The sequence below is a fragment of the Bacillus sp. JST-5 genome, assembly GCF_057747715.1.
On record NZ_JBYLHW010000041.1, the window covers coordinates 1 to 18,760 of the forward strand.

Genomic DNA, 18,760 nt, shown 5'->3' on the forward strand with positions numbered 1-18,760 from the left:
GGTGAAGTCACAAGAGACAATCTCCTATACCTAAAAGGTAAGGCAAATATTCCAGTGTACAAGACTTTAAAGGAGTTGGCCGGATTTTAAAAAAGACAAATTTTTTATCAAGAGAGTACCCTAAAATAGTGAATCCGCTTTCATTGTTAGGGAGAAAAAAACTGCCCACAAATACTTGACTCAATCAGTGTACATTCTTATCTTGACATTTATATTTCATGTTATAAAAACACAAAATAGACCCCTACCTTTCGATAAGCGTCTTAATTTTATATCTAATCGACATATTTTAAATTTGCACAACAAATGTCTCTAAAATTATTTTTCTGACTGCATCTATATAATACAAAGTATTGTTTTTGCCACCTGTACCTCGATATAATCCAACAGTTTCTACTTCTGTAAAACCAACTTCTTCACCAATATCTTCCCTTTCCAATATCAACCGACAACCTAATTCCGACCCCAAAACATCTAATTTATGCATATTAATTTTCATCCTCTCAAAAGAAGATACCTCCATTTTACTCCTTGTTATATTTTTTATATTTTAATTTCAAAAAACAAAAACAGCACCTTCTAGTTTTGAAAGTGCTGTTTAAATTGTTTGTTGGTGGGGAGAGTCGAGTACCATATTTTCACAAAAGCTTATTAGATCAACATGAATCCCTTGTTATTGGTGGGGTTCTTGGTGGGGATTCATATTATTTTAAATGATTTTAAACATTCTACAACACACTTAAACCCTATCAAATCAAGTCTAAACAATCATACCTTCTATAGAATTTATTCCCACTCAATTGTTGCAGGAGGCTTACTTGTAATGTCGTAGACAACACGATTTACATGATTTACTTCATTTACTATGCGAGTTGAAATTTTTTCTAATACTTCCCAAGGTATCTTTGCCCAATCAGATGTCATGCCGTCTATGGACGTTACTGCACGAATTGCAATCGTATAGTCATAAGTTCTAGCATCACCCATAACACCAACGCTTTTTATGTCAGGTAAAACAGTAAAGTATTGCCAAATCTCACGATCTAGCCCTGCATTCTTTATTTCTTCACGCAAAATAGCATCAGATTCCCTTACAATTTCTAATTTTTCTTCCGTTACTTCTCCTAATACCCGAATACCTAACCCTGGTCCAGGGAATGGTTGTCTCCAAACAATTTCATCCGGTAATCCTAATTCAGTACCTAACTTTCTAACTTCATCTTTAAATAAAGTATTTAACGGTTCAATCAGTTCAAATTTCATATCTTCTGGCAGTCCGCCCACATTGTGGTGGGATTTAATTGTTTGCGCAGTTGCCGTACCACTTTCAATAATGTCGGTGTAAAGAGTACCTTGAGCTAAAAAGTCAATTCCTTCTAATTTTGCCGCTTCATCATCAAAGACATAAATAAATTCGTTACCAATTATTTTTCTCTTCTGCTCAGGATCTTTTACTCCTTTTAATTTATTTAAGAAGCGTTCCTTCGCATCTACTTTGATTACATTCATATTGAAGCCTTTAGCAAAAGTATTCATAACACTATCTGCTTCACCTTTACGCAATAGACCGTGGTCAACAAAAATACATGTCAGTTGATCGCCAATTGCTTTATGTATCAATACAGCTACTACGGAAGAGTCAACACCACCGCTTAATGCACAAAGCACCTTTTTATCTCCAACTTTTTCACGAATCTTTTTGATTTCAAAATCTATAAAATTCTCAATAGACCAGTTTGATTCACAACCACAAATATTGAAAACGAAATTTTTTAATAATTCAATGCCATATTGTGAATGTCGAACTTCCGGATGAAATTGAACCGCATAAAAATTTTTCTCTGAATTACTCATTGCCGCAATAGGACAAGATGGATTTGTAGCATCTACCTCAAATCCGTTTGGTACTTGAGTAACTAAATCACCATGGCTCATCCAAACAATTTGTTTTTTTGGTAAAGAAGCAAATAACTTAGATTCTGTCTGAACCTCAATTTCTGCTTTACCATATTCACGATGTTTAGCCTTTTCGACTGTACCTCCTAAATGCATGGCCATTAATTGCATACCATAACAAATTCCCAACACCGGAATACCTAATTCAAAAATTTGAGGATCACATTTGAAGGCATTTTCTTCATAGACGCTATTTGGCCCACCGGAAAAAACAATCCCTTTCACATTCATCTTTTTGATTTCATCGGCTGTTATCGTGTGTGGATGTAATTCACTATAAACGCCAAATTCTCTAATTCTTCGAGTAATTAATTGATTGTATTGACTACCAAAATCTAATACTACAATCATTTCTTGGTTGTAAGTCATGTCAGTTGTTGTCAACATTTTCACCCCATTAGCAAATTCCTGACGTTTCAAGTCAGTTTAAATTCATTAATAAGTATTCCCAAGAAAAAACATTTGCAATAAATGCGAAGAAGCTAGAATCCCTGCAAAATGAAGGCAGAATTCTAGCTTTCGTTTTCGATAAACATTAAGTAGAAAATCTGCCTTCATAGTCAAATCATTTACGGTGATTTGGTAGAAACATTCGGACCATATTTCCGAACATATATGAAGGAAGAATTAAATTAATTTTAGCCTTAATTTTATCAATTGGAAATAAACCGGTCAAGAAGTAGTTCTTTTTAATAATCGTTCCCAAATCGGCCTTATCGGCTCCCAACTATCTTCCATATGTTTACCTCGATAAATAATTCTCTCGTATTTAGATGTTAAAGTGCTCATTTCTTTAGTATTAAAATATGAATCTATTTCAATTGCAAACTCCCGTAATGTCATATTGTCATTAAAGCTAAAACCATATCTCCTTAGTTGTTTTATTAATGACAAATAAGCTTTCATAAACGTATCAATATCATTTTTTCGATATCTAATCATTAACCAATATGGAATCCATTTTAATCTTGTTCGATGGAATACATAAGCAGCTAAAGTAACGAATAAGAAACCAAAGAAGAAATAATGCCAATTATAGTTTATAAATGTCCAAATTCTAGCGAAAAATCCTTCTCCACTATTATTAGATATATTTGATGTTAGAGAATCATTTTCCGGAGGTTTTGGTGTTTGGTATTGAGGAGTTTCTATATCGCTATCATTATTTATTTCACCACTATCAATTTCGTAATCAATTCTTAATCGATTATCAAACCCCTTAGTAGGTTCAAAAGGGACCCATCCGACATTAGGAAAATACACCTCTACCCAAGAATGGGCATTGTTATTTGTAATTTTATATATAGCTTTTCCATTACGATCATACCCTTTGAACTCTCCATCTGTATAACCTTTCACCCATCGTGCTGGTATACCAATCGAACGCAATAAAACAATCATGGAAGTCGAAAAGTTATCACAATACCCACGCATGGTTTCAAACAAAAATTGATCAACATAGTCGTCATCTTCACCAGGAATTGCTACATTAAACTGATCATAAATATACTTTGGCTGATTGAAATAATCTTCAATCGCTTTTGCTTGATCAAACCAGTTATCTTTTCCTGCAGTAATTTCTTCCGCTAATTTTTTCACACGATCCGGTAGTGAACTTGGTAATTGCGTATATCTTCTGTACTCATTTTCAGACATCCCGGTTGGACTATTAACACTTCGCAAACTTGAAATAGTGTATTTAGGTAGCATATAAGTTAATGAGTATGTTTTCAAAGGAGTTTCGATATCATTTTGAATAGAAACTATCTTTTCTTTGCTAGAATCAATATGGTAGGTGACATTTTCGCCTCCATTTACCATTTTTAACCCTTGTGGGTATACAATATGAGAATATTCTAATTCCACATTTATTTCAGCTGATTCCTCCGTGTCTTCAAATTGCGATTCATAAAAACTTAATGGGACAACTTCCCCATCTTTAAATGGAACAATCGTAACATTTGGAGTATGTTCCCAACCTTTTCCTGTATAAACATCCTTTGTTTCAACTCTCCAATAATGTCTAGAACTTACTTTCGCTTCAAAAACTATTCGATCATCTCCTAAAAACGGTCCACCTAACCGACTATCGTCAACACTATAACCGACTCTACCGATACCCAATCCTTGTCCACTGCCAGAACCAGATTTATCATTTAACGATTGGATGAATGGGACAGGATCTGGCCATTGCGGACCAGCTTTTGGAGCTAAAATCCCTACAGATGTACTAAAAATTAACATGAGTGACAACGGAATCATCCATTTTCTAGCAAATATGCTATGTATTGGCATTTTTTCCTTATACATAACACGATAAAAAGCTAAAATACCGAGAGTTCCAAATCCGACTATCATAGTTCGAATGATCGCAAACTTTGCATCATAAGGGGTGAAAGTATCTAAAACAGAAATGTATAAAATGGTTAAGAAAAGAAATAAAAATATCTTCCGCTTAATCATTAACCAATAATGAATTAAATAAGCCAATAACCATAATAAAATAAAGAATAATAAACTGCGAAAAACGTCTGTCATTTCTCCCCATTCTGCTTGCAAAATAATTTGGATATTGGTGTAAATTTCAGCTATTAAAGCACCAATCCAATTAAGTGATGGGAATGAGAATAAGTAATAAATATCATTTAAACAATATAAAATATAAATTACTTTGATCAAAGCACTTATCCAGCGTTTGATTTGGAAAAATGACAGGGCAAAACAGATCAATACAAATAAAATAAATAGATGAACTTTGGTTGTATTTGTAATTGTTTCTAAAGGTCTTAGCCATTCCCATAAAAGGATAAATCCAAAAATATGTAGGACAAAATGCCCGAAATCTCTTTGCACATATCTGCTCATTTATATCCCCCAACGAATGCTTCTTCAAATTTACCTTCGTGGATTACTTTCACATATATTCCTCTCGACATCGCAAAGGCTATATTTCTTCGTTCAGCTTCACTAACAGAAGATTCTTTATTCTTTACTGAAAATATGACAATATTTTTATTCCTTAAAGATAAGTATCCTAATTTTTCAATCATTGCTTCATGAATATAAGGAACAATAATCATAATTGTAACGTTTTGATTCAGTAAAATACCTTCATTCTCTATAACATTTGCCAATGAAATTTCCGAATCATCTTCCATTATTGCCAAATGGTAAAACAACGTTCTTTGTTGAAATTGTCCACCTCTCATCGGATAGTATTCTCTTTCTTTTCCTTGAGACAATAATCCTACAAGTGCACCTTTTTTTAAGATTGCCCGAACAATTGAAGCAGTAAATTCAACCATTAAGTTAAATCTACTATTTGGTTGACGGTCCAACAAAATCAATACATCATCCGTTTTCTTTTGCTCAAACTCTTTTGTCATTATCTCATTTTTCTTTGCTGTAATCTTCCAGTTAATCCATGAAAATTTATCACCTGGCTGATATTCTCGAACGCCAATAGCCAATGATGTATCCCTTTGAACTTTATCCCTTGTTACGGTCATCCCTTGTTCGAAACGATTCTCCATTGAACGATATTCTAATTCAACGTATGAAGGATAAACTAACACATGATTTTCTAAAGGGTATACGATCTCTCTTTCTGCCAATCCTAGAAAATCACTTGTTTGGACTCTTAATCCGTAAAAGACATATTCTCCTCTAGGGATGTTCGGTATAACATACTGATGAATAATCTCTTTCCTTAATAAAGGAAAAAGTAGAAATTTAAATTTTTTTCCGGTACGTTCATTTAATTTTCCGGAATTTTTCTCCTCTACCATGATGTAAAATAAGGGAATAATCTTAGGGGCTTTAATTTTTAATGTTACCTTCAAAGTTTCTCCAGAAATTAGTTCATGTTGATTCAAAACTCTTTCCACTCGAATATTTTTTAGCGGATAAATCATAATCAGTAACGAATATAGTCCAAAAGGTAAAAAGCTAAAAAATAAAAACCAACTAACGAACCCACCTTGAAACATAGCGTAAGAAAACGCCAATAATGATAAAAAAAGAAGGAAAATCATCTTCCAAAAGTTGTTGATTTGTTTTTTTATCTTTTTCATCCTTTCACAAACCTTTGAATAGGAACTTTTGTATTTTCTAGAATCCACTGAATCATATCTTCTTCTTTCATTCCCTCGTATTTTGCTTCTGATTTTAATATGATTCGATGAGACAATACATATGGGGCCAAATATTGGACATCATCCGGTATACAATAGTCCCTACCGTGTAAAAAAGCATAACTTTGGGCAGCTTTCATCAACGCGATTGATGCACGAGGACTAGCACCTAAATAAATATTGACATTTTCACGAGTTTTTCTTGTTAAATCAACAATATATCGCTTGATTGTTTCATCTACAATAACGTTCATAACTTCCTTTTGCAATTCTAGTAGTTCATCAACTGAAATAACTGCATCAATTTGATCAATAGGTGCACCTTTTTGTGATCTTGTTAAAACCGCAATTTCTTCTTCATAATCTGGATAACCCATTTTCATTTTGATTAAAAATCTATCTAATTGGGCTTCCGGTAATGGATAAGTACCTTCATATTCAATAGGGTTTTGTGTTGCCATTACAAAGAAAGGCATCTTCAAAGGAAACGTAACACCATCGATCGTTACACTTTTTTCTTCCATCCCTTCAAGCAAAGCTGATTGTGTTTTCGGAGATGTTCTGTTTATTTCATCAGCTAAAATAATATTCCCCATGATTGGACCAGGACGAAACTCAAATTCCATTTCTTTCGGATTATAAATTGAAACACCGATTACATCTGAAGGTAAAAGATCAGGAGTAAATTGAATTCTCTTAAACTGACAATCCACTGATTTAGCTAACGAACGAACGAGCATTGTTTTACCTACTCCAGGTACATCTTCTATTAATACATGTCCACCAGCTAAAAGGGCAACAATGCTTAATTCTGCTTCCTTCTTTTTTCCTATCATTACTTTATCAATATTCTCTAGTACTTTCGCTAGTTTTGGGTGCAATGTTTCAGTAATCATTAAATCCCTCCTGTAAATACACTTCCAAATATAAGAATCATCCCGTAATTATTGATATAATATCGAACCAAAAATCCTATAAATTAATTTTACAATTTTTTGTATTGAAATAATAGTCAGTATTTTTAGTAAAATAAACACTTCTCAAGAAAAACATTTCATTTAGACAAAATTACAATCAATGGACCATAACAAAAAAGCAATTTCAATGTAAAGTCTATTAAATAATCTACCAAAACCCTAGAATATTAAAACATCTTTTATTTATAGAACCAAGATAACAAAAAGAGGAAACAGTAGTTTTTTACTGCTTCCTCTTTTCACCTTTCATTATTGATTTACATATAATCAAAATTCTCTTAGATAGGGAGTTCATTTTCAATAATTTCCAATCAGTCATTTTTCTCCAAAATAACTTCTAATTGCCCTAGTAAATTAACAACAGTATTCGATTCTTTTTCAAGATTTTTTAATGATTTTTGAGCCCCTAAGATATCCCCATCCAAATACAACTCTACTGCCTGTTTTGCATAGAAATGGACCGCTTTATGTGGTTCCTCAATTTCTTTAAAAATTGGATTATTCTTTAGTTTTGAATCTACATCGCCATAGTACCATTTCCCAAATTTACAATTTTCAAAAGATGTCACGCTATTTATATCAATATTTTCAAAACCTAATATCATATTATAAATCTTCCACTTCCATAGTAAGTGATCTGTCTTTGCCACTTTTAATATGTCAATCGGTTGAAATTTGATGTTAATATTTAAAAACGAATCACGATAATCTCCAATTTTCTTACTTAATAAATAAACAATCTCAGCGGTTTGTTTGGCTAGGTTTTGTGAGTCTTTGCCAATATTGAATATAGAAGAATTTCTCTCAGATATATCTCCTACCGTCGATGTCTGTTCTTCAACCATGGCTGCAATTTGGGAAATTGCTTGATTAATTTCTTCCATTGATTTTACAATTTGATTAATCTCTAGTTCACTTACAGATGCAACCTTGACACTTTCATCAATTAATTCTCCTGTTTGATTAATATCCTTTTCAACTTCAATAGAGATTTCTTGAAGAGTCTTAATATTATTTGATATTTGCTCAATATGCTCCTTTGTATGATTGGATAAATTCCTTACTTCATCAGCAACAACAGCAAATCCCTTTCCTTGTTCTCCAGCTCTTGCTGCTTCAATACTAGCATTTAACGCTAATAAATTTGTTTGATTGGCTATATCTTCAATCACGTGTATAACATTTTCAGTTTTTGTTACTTCTTCACTTAATTTGTTAATTTTTTTAATAACTTCTTTATATAATGCGCCAACTTCTTCGATGAGTTGAAGCGTTTTATCGATGATATTTTTGCTTTCCGATACAGATTTAAAGGCATCATTTGTCCCATCTGCAACTTTACCAGTATATGCAGCAACTTCTTGCAAAGAAGATGACATTTCTTCTGTTGCAGCTGTAACACTATACGTTTCCTTCATTTGATAATCCATGGCTGTTATTAACTGCCTCGTTGTATTAATTTCCGTTGTTTGATTAAGTAAATTTGAAATTTCAAATAAAAAATTTTTAAATGTTACTTCCATATATACATCAGCGATTAATTGTTGATCAAATACGCCAACTTTCTGGATAGCTGAAATTGCATTTAGCATTTTTTCTTTCTTAAATCGATTATTTTCTTTTAAAATAGTAATCATTTCTTGTAGCAGTATTTGATGTGCAGATATGAAATAATCAACCGTTAAATTTATTCGACTATGTACTTCACCGATTTTTTTTCGTGTATTTATATATTCATCATCAATGATTCCTTGAAGAAACTGTTCTATATACTTTACTAATGTAACTTTTAGTCTTTCAACTGAAGAATATTTATTAATGATGTTTGAGAGGTGTTCAATTGAGGTAATTCTATCGTAAAATTTTTTCGCTAATTCTTTACTATATGGTAATAATAATGGTTTTACTTCCTGGATGTACTGTAAGGTTTCTTGATTAATTTGTAAAAGGGCAAGTTTTTCAAGAACACGTTCGTTTAATGTATTTATATCATTACCCGTTTGTTTTACTAATTCCTTATTTCTAAATAAAAATCCCATATGTCCCCCACTCTTTTTAATAAAATGAATATAATAGTATTTTTATTCAAAAAGAACCAAGATACTATACATTGTTCTTTTCACACTTAAACTTTTCAAGTTCAATTGTTATGAAGATCTTTTGAAAAAAATCCATACCTTCAATTTATATATCGTCATTTATTATTACATTTATAATAATTGGAAAATAAATTTTGTAATTTTTTTTGAATTTTTCAATTAATCTTTTCTCCATCCCGAAACAAATCTTGAAAGAACTTCGACCATTTGTACTCTTCTTTTATCCATGTCAATCGTTGTTTTAAATTCCCAATATTTATCAATATTATAGGATTTAAGAATTATTTTACTTAAAACACCTTATATTCTAATCTATTTTTTGATACTATTTACCCGGTTAAATTGGAATAAGGGGTGAACAGTTTTTTGTCTAAACTTAAAGACTCCATTAACAAATTTGAAAAAATGTTGAATGAATTCCCCGATAGTATTAAATATACAAAAGAATTTTACTATTTCTTTAGACAATTACCATTGCAGAATATTAAATATATCCCTTATGTAGAATTAGGTACAATACTAAAATATGAAAAACCAGTTATTTTTACTGACTTAAAAAAATATGCAATACACAATAAGATTTTAGAAATTGTTACATCTGTTCAAATCGATTTAAATAACGCGATAGACAAAATAGCCGAAATAAAAAAAGATTCCGTAGAATAACACAAAAAAAACTTAGTTATACATAGCTTATAAACTTGATATAAGTAATAATTAATTAAAAAAGGGTGCATCATTATTAAATCTGTCTTTACTACGTGCAACTGAATAAGGATAAATTTAAAAGTATCTTTATTTCAGAACAATGGTCCATTTTTATTAGGATTTTAAAAAAAGAAACTCATTTTTTTGCAGATTTTATCAATTTCTTTATTCGTTTGTCTGCTTTATAGTCGGATACAACTCCCCAAGCATGAATAACACCAGGAATCCATAAGAAAATAGTTAATATACAATTGAATAATGCTTGCACTGGTTTGCCAGACAATAATACAGCCATTGGGGGACAGATAATTGCTAAGAGTCTCATCAAAATACCTCCATACATATTAATTAACCGTACTAATCCTATTCTTTATTCATGAATTTTTTATATGTGGGTAAAATTTTTCCAAGTGGGAAACAATAGTAGAGATATTAAATTTATAAGAAGTCACAAATATTCTTTGGGGAGAATTCCAACTAAACCTATATAAATACAAAGAACGACAATATGAGAAGGAAAGGTTAATCTACATAAATCTTTCATGATATGCTTAACATGAATAGCAAAATGTGATGATAAAAAAAAGGAGGCTGCGATTTGCAGACTCCTTTCTTGCTTATAGGCTTTTTATGATGTTTATTACATCATTCCGCCCATTCCGCCCATGTCTGGCATTGCGCCGCCTTTGTTTTCTTCTGGAATGTCAGCAACTACTGCCTCAGTTGTTAAGAACATAGCGGCAACAGATGCTGCATTTTGAAGAGCGGAACGAGTAACTTTTGTAGGGTCAACGATACCAGCTTCAATCATGTTTACCCATTCGTTAGTAGCAGCATTGAATCCAGTACCAACTTCTTCTTTTTTCAAGCGCTCAACGATAACAGATCCTTCTAAACCAGCATTGTGAGCGATTTGACGTACTGGTTCTTCTAATGCACGAAGAACGATGTTTACACCTGTTTGTACGTCGCCTTCTGCTTTAATAGCAGCTACTTTGTTGTAAACATTCATTAATGCTGTACCACCGCCGGAAACAATTCCTTCCTCAACAGCAGCACGAGTAGAGTTTAAAGCGTCTTCGATACGAAGTTTACGCTCTTTTAATTCAGTTTCAGTAGCAGCACCAACTTTGATAACAGCTACTCCACCAGCTAATTTAGCAAGACGCTCTTGAAGTTTTTCTTTATCGAATTCAGAAGTTGTTTCTTCTAATTGAGCTTTAATTTGGTTAACACGAGCTGCAATACTTTCAGTTTCTCCTGCACCTTCAACAATTGTTGTATTTTCTTTTGTTACAACAACTTTAGCAGCACGTCCTAATTGTGTAATGTTAGCAGATTTTAAGTCTAAACCTAAATCTTCTGTAATTACAGTACCGCCAGTTAATACAGCGATATCTTCTAACATTGCTTTACGGCGATCACCGAATCCAGGAGCTTTAACTGCTACAGCATTGAATGTACCGCGAAGTTTGTTTAATACTAAAGTAGCTAAAGCTTCACCTTCAACATCTTCAGCAATTAATAATAATGGTTTACCTTGTTGAACTACTTGTTCTAATACCGGTAAGATTTCTTGAATGTTAGAAATCTTTTTATCTGTAATTAAAATGTATGGATTTTCAAGTACAGCTTCCATTTTGTCAGAGTTAGTAACCATGTATGGAGAAGCATATCCACGGTCGAATTGCATACCTTCTACAACGTCTAATTCAGTTGTGAATCCTTTAGATTCTTCGATTGTGATAACTCCGTCGTTACCTACGCGCTCCATAGCTTCTGCGATAAGTTGACCTACTTCTTCATCAGCAGCAGAAATGGCTGCAACTTGAGCAATAGAAGCTTTTCCTTCAATAGGTTTAGAGATTGCTTTTAATTCTTCAACAGCTACAGCTACTGCTTTCTCAATACCTTTACGAATTCCAACTGGGTTTGCTCCAGCAGTAACGTTTTTCAAACCTTCACGAATCATTGCTTGAGCAAGAACAGTTGCAGTTGTTGTACCGTCCCCAGCAACATCGTTTGTTTTACTTGCAACTTCTGAAACTAGTTTAGCACCCATATTTTCAAATGGATCTTCTAGTTCAATTTCTTTTGCAATAGTAACACCATCGTTAGTGATTAATGGTGAGCCAAATTTTTTCTCAAGAACTACGTTTCTACCTTTTGGTCCAAGTGTAACTTTTACTGCATCAGCTAGTTTATCAACACCACGTAGCATCGCGCGACGTGCTTCTTCGCTGAATTTAATTTCTTTTGCCATCCTTGTGACCTCCTTAAATTGTTTTCGTTAAGTATTTTTCCGTTCTGTATGTTATTGACTATTAACCTACAATCGCCAAGATATCACTTTCACGAAGAATTAAATATTCTTTTCCTTCGTATTTAACTTCTGTGCCAGCATATTTTGAGAAGATAATGCGATCGCCTACAGAAACTTCTAAAGCCACACGCTCACCGCTATCTAGAACGCGTCCAGTTCCTACAGCAACAACTTTACCTTCTTGAGGTTTTTCTTTTGCAGTATCTGGTAACACGATACCACTTGCAGTTTTTTCTTCTGTTTCAACAAGCTCAATAACTACGCGATCACCTAGTGGTTTTAACAAGTGAAACAACCTCCTCAATTTTAATTTATCGCACTTATTAGCACTCATGTAAATCGAGTGCTAACACCAATTAATATAATAAATAATTCTTCCCTTTTTTGCAAGTGTCAACAATAAAAATTTTGCCATTTATCACACCTTAAGAGTATATGTTTACAAGTAATAAACTATTCTTGCAAAGCAGAATTTCTCAAATACTTTCTTTTTGAATAAGGAATATTTGAAACAAATATGATTTTATTAGTAGAATGTATATATATTCTTAAATTATTAAATTTAAAGGTGAATTCTATTGGTTAATTATTATAGATCGATAATTTTAATATATGTTGCGATGCAGCTTTCTTCTTTTATAGGAATCCCCCTTACAGAGATTGTGATTAGATTTATTATCGGTAATAAGGAAGAAATTCCTATATTAGCTATTGGCTACTGGAATATTTTTATCTTTTCTGTAGCTCTTATCTGGATTTTAATTTTATTAAAAAATGAATTTAATATGAGAAATGTAAAAATAAAAGGAAATGAAATACTTACATGGGGATTAGGGGGAGTTTTATTAGCCTTTGTTGCCCAAATGATAGGTATACAAATTGAGTCATACTTAGGAATAGATCCTGGTTCTGAAAATACGAAAGAAATATTATTAATCATTAAATATGTACCATTACTAGTTATTGTTAGTTCCATTATTGGACCTATTCTCGAAGAAATCGTATTTAGAAAAATAATCTTTGGTATTCTATATCAAAAATATAATTTTTTCATTGCAGCCCTTATTAGTTCCATTATTTTTTCATTAGCCCATTTTGATTTTGAACATATTATTCTTTACACATTAATGGGACTGGTTTTTTCATACTTATATGTACGTACTAATCATATCATGGTACCAATCATTGCCCATACAATGATGAATACAATTGTTGTGATTATTCAATTTATGTATCAAAATGATATCAATCAAATGTCATTTAATGTCTCTATACAAAAATTATTGGAGGTTTTTTATTAATGAGATCCCCTCTTTTTACTGGATTTATTTATATTTTTTTAGGAATTATCTTCACCTTTTTTGCCATTCAGCATGTTGGCGAAAACGGCTGGGGGTTCTTTAGCTATTTACTTGTTCTATTAGCTACTCTTGATTTTGGAACAGGGTTTCGAATACTATTTTGGTATTATCAGATGAAAAATAAATCGGAAAAATAAAGAAATGCTCCTACACCATAATGCATATGGGGGGAGCATTTTTACTTGTTCTCATATAAATTGGACTCTTCTTCAGATTCCATCAATTCTTCTGCTAATTGTGCTTTTTTATAAGCGATTTTTGAAATCCAAATACTGATTTCATATAAAATGAATAAAGGAATCGTCACCATTAAATGACTAATTAAATCCGGTGGTGTAATAAACGCAGCGATTACTAATAATACAAAGTACGCGTATTTTCTTATTTTCGACAAAAACATAGGTGTTAATATACCTAATCTAGTTAAAAACATGATGACAACTGGAAGTTGAAATAAGATGCCAAAAGGAACTGTAATTTGGAATAAAAATTGAAAGTACTCATTTATGCCAATTACTTGATTAATGTTCAATTTGTCGGCAATTCGGGTCATAAAATCGATGACGAAAGGAAAAAGAATAAAATAGGAAAAACTTATCCCTGCAATAAAAAGTAATAGTGAAATCGGAATATAGCTTAAAGTAACCTTTCTTTCCTTATGATAAAGTCCCGGAGAAATAAAAGCCCATAAATGGTAGAACAAAACGGGTGTCGTTAATACAAATGAGATAACAAATGCCATTTGCATATAAATTTTTATTGGATCGGTAATTCGAAATGCATTCATGGTCAGTTCTTTTGCTTCGTCGGTGTGCTGTAAATAAACGATTATTGGCTCTGCCATGAAAAAACCGCCAATGACAGCAATGAAGAAAAAAACGACTACATAAATAAGCCGTTTTCGAAGCTCAGCGATATGTTCATACACTGTCATATCTTTTTGATTCATATATGATTCATCCTAACTATTAGTCTCGTTTTTCTTTACTCTCATCATCATCTGCTAAACCTTTTGTAGCATTTTTAAACTCTTTTAATGTTGCTCCTGCTGCTCTACCTAGTTCAGGTAATTTCTTTGGTCCAAAAATTAATAGTGCAACAATAACAATAAGTATGAGGCTTCCAATTCCCATATTCATGCCTCGTCACCTCCTCTAGTTTATATTAACGTAAATTATTGAAAGTGCAAAGAACGATTCCTTTGTAATATTTGAACGTTTTTTGTCAGTCCTCTGCTTCTTCTTTGCCCTCTCCATTTGGATAATTTTTCAAAAAATATACTAATGATTGTAGTTCAACAGCTAAGTCAATGTGATGGACGCGAATATGATCAGGAACATTTAATCTTGCTGGAGTGAAATTAAGAATGCCTTTTACATTAGCTCGAACTAGACGGTCGGTAATCGGTTGGGCTGTAGCTGCAGGAACTGTCAAAATCGCTACTGTTATATTTTCTTCCATTAATTTTTTTTCTAGTTCATCCATCGATAAAATAGGTACATTTCCAACTTCTTTCCCTATTTTATCCTTATCAATGTCAAATCCATACACAATTTTTGTATTATTGTTTTTCATAAAATTATAATGTAAAAATGCCGTTCCTAAGTTTCCGACACCAATTAATGCAACTTTCGTTAATTCGTCTTGATCTAATGTTTTTCTAAAAAAGGATAGCAAATAATTAACATTATACCCGTATCCTTTCTTCCCTAGCGCTCCGAAATAAGAGAAATCTCTTCGTATCGTTGCTGAGTCAACTTTTACTGCTTCACTTAACTCGGCCGATGAAACCCTTTGTTTACCAGAAGCATGTAAATTTTGTATAAATCGATAATATAGAGGCAATCTCTTCGCTGTAGCTTGAGGGATTTTGATTTGCTCTTCGGTCATGCTTACTCCTCCAAATCTGTAAATCAAACAATTGTAACTTCCTTATATTAGAAAATTTGTCTTTTTAATATATTCCCATGATACACGATTTTTTTTTAATTGTCTTTCTTTGATTTTATTTTTCAAAGTGTGTTTTATTGCTCTACTTATCTCCGATAGGTTAAACTAGTTTTAATGTAAGTAGAGGTGTTATTCAATGATTTTATTGCAAATTAATCAACTATCGAAATATTTTGGTGCTGAATTAATTTTATCCAATATCAAATTCGAAATTCAAAAAAACGATAGAATTGCGCTAGTCGGGAGAAATGGGGCAGGAAAATCTACTCTATTAAAAATTATTGCAGGTCATTTATCCTACGATAAAGGGGAAATTATAAAACCAAAAGAAGTAACTATTGGCTATTTAGAACAACATACAGGATTAGACTCATCTAAATCTATTTGGGACGAAATGATGACCATTTTCGAACATCTTCAACAAAAAGAAAAAAAAATTCGAGAACTTGAAAAAGAGATGTCAGACCCCAATCTGCTATTAAATGAAGAAAAGTATAATCGCATTCTTCATGAATATGATCGATTACAAAATGAGTTTAAAAATCTAGGTGGTTATCAGTACGAAGCTGATATACGTTCCGTTTTACATGGTTTAAATTTTCATAGCTATGACTATTCTACTCCTATTTCTAGATTAAGTGGAGGTCAAAAAACTCGATTAGCGCTTGGAAAATTGCTTCTTTCAAAACCTGATTTATTAATCCTTGATGAACCAACGAATCATTTAGACATCGACACTTTATCGTGGTTAGAGCAATATTTACAAAACTATGATGGAGCTATCCTTGTTGTATCTCATGACCGCTACTTTTTAGATAAAGTTGTGAATCAAGTATATGAGCTTTCTCGATTAAAGATAAAAAAATATGTAGGAAATTATAGTAAATATCTTGTACAAAAAGCAGAAGAATTTGAAAGAGAAATGAAACTCTATGAAAAACAACAAGATGAAGCTAAACGCTTACAAGATTTTATTCAAAGAAATATTGCTCGGGCTTCAACTACGAAAAGAGCACAAAGTAGAAGGAAAATGCTTGAAAAAATGAATTTTATCGAAAAACCTATAGAAAATGAAAAATCAGCTAAGTTTTCTTTCCAAATTGATAAACAAAGTGGTAATGAAGTATTACATGTCCAAGATGTAACCATCGGATATGAACAAACCCCAATATCAAGAGGAATTTCCTTCAATATATATAAAGGAGATAGTATTGCGCTTGTTGGACCAAACGGGATTGGAAAATCAACACTTTTAAAGTCCATTGTAAACAAATTAAACATCATTGATGGGCATATTCAATTAGGAACGAATGTAACAATCGGTTACTATGACCAAGAGCAAGCAAATTTAACGACAAATAAAACTGTTTTAAATGAGTTATGGGATGACTATCCTGATAAAACAGAAAAGGAAATACGCACGGTTTTAGGGAATTTTTTATTTTCTGGAGATGATGTTTTGAAAACCGTTGCTGATTTAAGCGGTGGAGAGAGGGCTAGATTGTCATTGGCTAAACTGATGATGAAAAATGCTAATTTTCTCATTTTAGATGAGCCAACCAATCATTTAGATATTGAAAGTAAAGAAGTACTAGAAAATGCATTAATTGATTATCCTGGAACTATTTTATTCGTTTCTCACGACCGATATTTTATTAATCGGATTGCATCAAAAGTTATTGAATTAAGTGACCATGGTGTAAAAGAATTTTTAGGTGATTACGATTATTACGTAGAGAAGAAAATCGAACTAAATGAATTAAATGAACTTTCATCCAAAAATAATACAGATACGAATGTAAAAAAAGATTATGAAAGGGAAAAAGAATCTAAGAAAATCGATCGACAAAGAAAGAGAAGAATTGAAGAAATCCAAAAGCTAACTGAAGAAATTGAAGAAAAAATTCAAAAAAATGAAGAATGGATGTACAATCCAGAAAATGCTTCGGATCATGAAAAATTAGCTATATTAGCTCAAGAAAATGAAGAGCTAGAAGATCAATTAAATGCTTTATTGGATGAGTGGGCGGAACTTGAAAATCACGAGTAGGGTTATGCACAAAATTATCCACAATTAAATGAATAGATTTACTGTGTTTTTTATGGTTATTCACAATATCCACAATAAATGAAAGAGTTATTCACATTTTTCTGTTAATATTCACAAAATACTTGTGAATATTGGAGATTTTAATCTTATTATCATTTGAAGATTAACATGTTATCCACAATTATATGCATTGAAGAAGCCAGTGAAATTTTTCTTAAAACTTCACTGGCTTTTCATTTTAATAAAAATAATAAATGAATTCGCTATGGACATACAAACTTACAAATAAATTCAACCTAGTTGCAAGATATTTTTTCGACTTGCAAGAAAATGTCCGTGAGTTACAAATAATTTTTTGTTAGTTACAAGTTTTTTTCTTTCACTTGCAAGTACGAATGTTGCTAGTTGCAAATAAATATTTAATAGTTACCAATACGATTCATAAACTTACAAAATCGATCGAAAGAGTTGCAAATATACCTTTCTTTTTTCAGTATTGACACCTGCAATCATTCTGCGATAAGTAAAAATCGACCTTTAACGATCAACTTGCAAAAATATCAATATGAGTTGTAAGATTTTTCGAATACTTGTTTTTCATTTTCACCTTCGAACCATCGACTTGCAAATAAAACAATTCAGTTGCAAGTTTTTGTCGATTCTCAAGTTAGAAATCATGTTCCTTAAACATTAATAATAGATTTTCTTTTATTTTTCTGAAGATCGTTTTTCCCCTCATGATAATAATCATTAGAATGTTCGAAAATAGGATTGAACCGTTTGTAAATCACTAATAAGCTCCTTGATTTCATCTTTACTTAGTTTGACAAGTACTTGATCGTGTAAAGAAATAACTTGACCATCATTATCATCTTCATGACTTTTTAAATAGGAGAATAGATGATTGAACTTTGACTCATTAATAACTGATTCAACGATTATATGTTTTATTTGATGAAGTGAAAATTCATTTGATTGTAAGTCAAATTCACCAGACAAAATGTGACCTTCAAATTTCATTCAATCACCTCTAAATATCATAAAAAATTCGACAAAAAAATAGCCTCAAAGATTAGATTACACACTAATCTTTGAGGTCATACATTTTATATCTAAATAAATTTATTGTACATTTCAATGTCTAAAGATGGATTTGCATTAAGTGCTAGATTAGCAACAATCCCTTTTTCTAAAAGCTTACTT

17 protein-coding genes and 1 riboswitch are annotated in these 18,760 nt (G+C 31.9%); of the genes, 4 read left to right on the forward strand and 13 right to left on the reverse strand.

Annotated features, from left to right (window positions below):
- Window positions 1-289 precede the first annotated feature (289 nt).
- From AC3ASS_RS09320 to AC3ASS_RS09345, 6 genes are all read right to left on the reverse strand, one after another.
- The gene (locus AC3ASS_RS09320) at window positions 290-487 is read right to left on the reverse strand and encodes a hypothetical protein (RefSeq protein WP_488283259.1); all 198 of its coding nucleotides are present in this window, start codon (window positions 485-487) and stop codon (window positions 290-292) included.
- A gap of 299 nt (window positions 488-786) precedes the next feature.
- Window positions 787-2,325, reverse strand: a complete 1,539-nt coding sequence (gene guaA / locus AC3ASS_RS09325; protein WP_488283280.1) for a glutamine-hydrolyzing GMP synthase — start codon at window positions 2,323-2,325, stop codon at window positions 787-789.
- Between the two features lie 168 nt (window positions 2,326-2,493).
- Window positions 2,494-2,595: riboswitch (purine riboswitch) on the reverse strand.
- Window positions 2,596-2,628: 33 nt separating this feature from the next.
- Window positions 2,629-4,821: a transglutaminase-like domain-containing protein gene (locus tag AC3ASS_RS09330; protein ID WP_488283260.1), complete on the reverse strand. Its 2,193-nt coding sequence runs from the start codon at window positions 4,819-4,821 to the stop codon at window positions 2,629-2,631.
- Window positions 4,818-6,029 (reverse strand): DUF58 domain-containing protein, encoded by a 1,212-nt coding sequence (locus tag AC3ASS_RS09335; protein ID WP_488283261.1) that lies wholly within the window; start codon window positions 6,027-6,029, stop codon window positions 4,818-4,820. Before AC3ASS_RS09335 ends, AC3ASS_RS09330 begins: the two co-directional genes overlap by 4 nt.
- Window positions 6,026-6,985, reverse strand: coding sequence for an AAA family ATPase (locus tag AC3ASS_RS09340; protein WP_488283262.1), 960 nt, complete (start codon window positions 6,983-6,985; stop codon window positions 6,026-6,028). The genes AC3ASS_RS09335 and AC3ASS_RS09340 overlap by 4 nt, the downstream gene beginning before the upstream one ends.
- A gap of 392 nt (window positions 6,986-7,377) precedes the next feature.
- Window positions 7,378-9,105 (reverse strand): methyl-accepting chemotaxis protein, encoded by a 1,728-nt coding sequence (locus AC3ASS_RS09345; RefSeq protein WP_488283263.1) that lies wholly within the window; start codon window positions 9,103-9,105, stop codon window positions 7,378-7,380.
- 426 nt (window positions 9,106-9,531) lie between these two features.
- Here AC3ASS_RS09345 and AC3ASS_RS09350 point away from each other — a divergent pair, with 426 nt between their 5' ends.
- Complete coding sequence (locus AC3ASS_RS09350; protein ID WP_488283264.1) at window positions 9,532-9,831, forward strand: hypothetical protein; 300 nt, start codon at window positions 9,532-9,534, stop codon at window positions 9,829-9,831.
- A 178-nt stretch (window positions 9,832-10,009) separates the two neighbouring features.
- On the opposite strand, the gene AC3ASS_RS09355 is transcribed toward AC3ASS_RS09350, so the two are convergent.
- The 3 genes from AC3ASS_RS09355 to groES form a co-directional block, all read right to left on the reverse strand.
- Window positions 10,010-10,198, reverse strand: a complete 189-nt coding sequence (locus AC3ASS_RS09355; RefSeq protein ID WP_488283265.1) for a YqaE/Pmp3 family membrane protein — start codon at window positions 10,196-10,198, stop codon at window positions 10,010-10,012.
- 315 nt (window positions 10,199-10,513) lie between these two features.
- Complete coding sequence (groL, locus tag AC3ASS_RS09360; RefSeq protein WP_488283266.1) at window positions 10,514-12,136, reverse strand: chaperonin GroEL; 1,623 nt, start codon at window positions 12,134-12,136, stop codon at window positions 10,514-10,516.
- Window positions 12,137-12,197: 61 nt separating this feature from the next.
- On the reverse strand, window positions 12,198-12,482 hold the full coding sequence (groES, locus tag AC3ASS_RS09365; RefSeq protein ID WP_488283281.1) for a co-chaperone GroES: 285 nt from the start codon (window positions 12,480-12,482) through the stop codon (window positions 12,198-12,200).
- Window positions 12,483-12,774: 292 nt separating this feature from the next.
- Between groES and AC3ASS_RS09370 the strand changes: the two genes are divergently transcribed.
- Together AC3ASS_RS09370 and AC3ASS_RS09375 are read left to right on the forward strand one after the other, a co-directional pair.
- Window positions 12,775-13,497, forward strand: a complete 723-nt coding sequence (locus tag AC3ASS_RS09370) for a CPBP family intramembrane glutamic endopeptidase (protein ID WP_488283267.1) — start codon at window positions 12,775-12,777, stop codon at window positions 13,495-13,497.
- Window positions 13,497-13,694, forward strand: coding sequence for a YdiK family protein (locus AC3ASS_RS09375; protein ID WP_488283268.1), 198 nt, complete (start codon window positions 13,497-13,499; stop codon window positions 13,692-13,694). Before AC3ASS_RS09370 ends, AC3ASS_RS09375 begins: the two co-directional genes overlap by 1 nt.
- A 41-nt stretch (window positions 13,695-13,735) precedes the next feature.
- Here AC3ASS_RS09375 and tatC read toward each other — a convergent pair whose 3' ends face one another.
- From tatC to AC3ASS_RS09390, 3 genes are all read right to left on the reverse strand, one after another.
- Complete coding sequence (gene tatC / locus AC3ASS_RS09380; RefSeq protein WP_488283269.1) at window positions 13,736-14,506, reverse strand: twin-arginine translocase subunit TatC; 771 nt, start codon at window positions 14,504-14,506, stop codon at window positions 13,736-13,738.
- 19 nt (window positions 14,507-14,525) lie between these two features.
- The gene (locus tag AC3ASS_RS09385) at window positions 14,526-14,696 is read right to left on the reverse strand and encodes a twin-arginine translocase TatA/TatE family subunit (protein WP_488283270.1); all 171 of its coding nucleotides are present in this window, start codon (window positions 14,694-14,696) and stop codon (window positions 14,526-14,528) included.
- A gap of 85 nt (window positions 14,697-14,781) precedes the next feature.
- The gene (locus AC3ASS_RS09390; protein ID WP_488283271.1) at window positions 14,782-15,447 is read right to left on the reverse strand and encodes a redox-sensing transcriptional repressor Rex; all 666 of its coding nucleotides are present in this window, start codon (window positions 15,445-15,447) and stop codon (window positions 14,782-14,784) included.
- Between the two features lie 196 nt (window positions 15,448-15,643).
- On the opposite strand from AC3ASS_RS09390, the gene AC3ASS_RS09395 reads away from it, so the two are divergent.
- Window positions 15,644-17,557, forward strand: a complete 1,914-nt coding sequence (locus AC3ASS_RS09395; protein ID WP_488283272.1) for an ABC-F family ATP-binding cassette domain-containing protein — start codon at window positions 15,644-15,646, stop codon at window positions 17,555-17,557.
- Between the two features lie 750 nt (window positions 17,558-18,307).
- Here the strand turns inward: AC3ASS_RS09395 and AC3ASS_RS09400 are convergent.
- Complete coding sequence (locus AC3ASS_RS09400) at window positions 18,308-18,577, reverse strand: hypothetical protein (protein ID WP_488283273.1); 270 nt, start codon at window positions 18,575-18,577, stop codon at window positions 18,308-18,310.
- Between the last annotated feature and the right edge of the window lie 183 nt (window positions 18,578-18,760).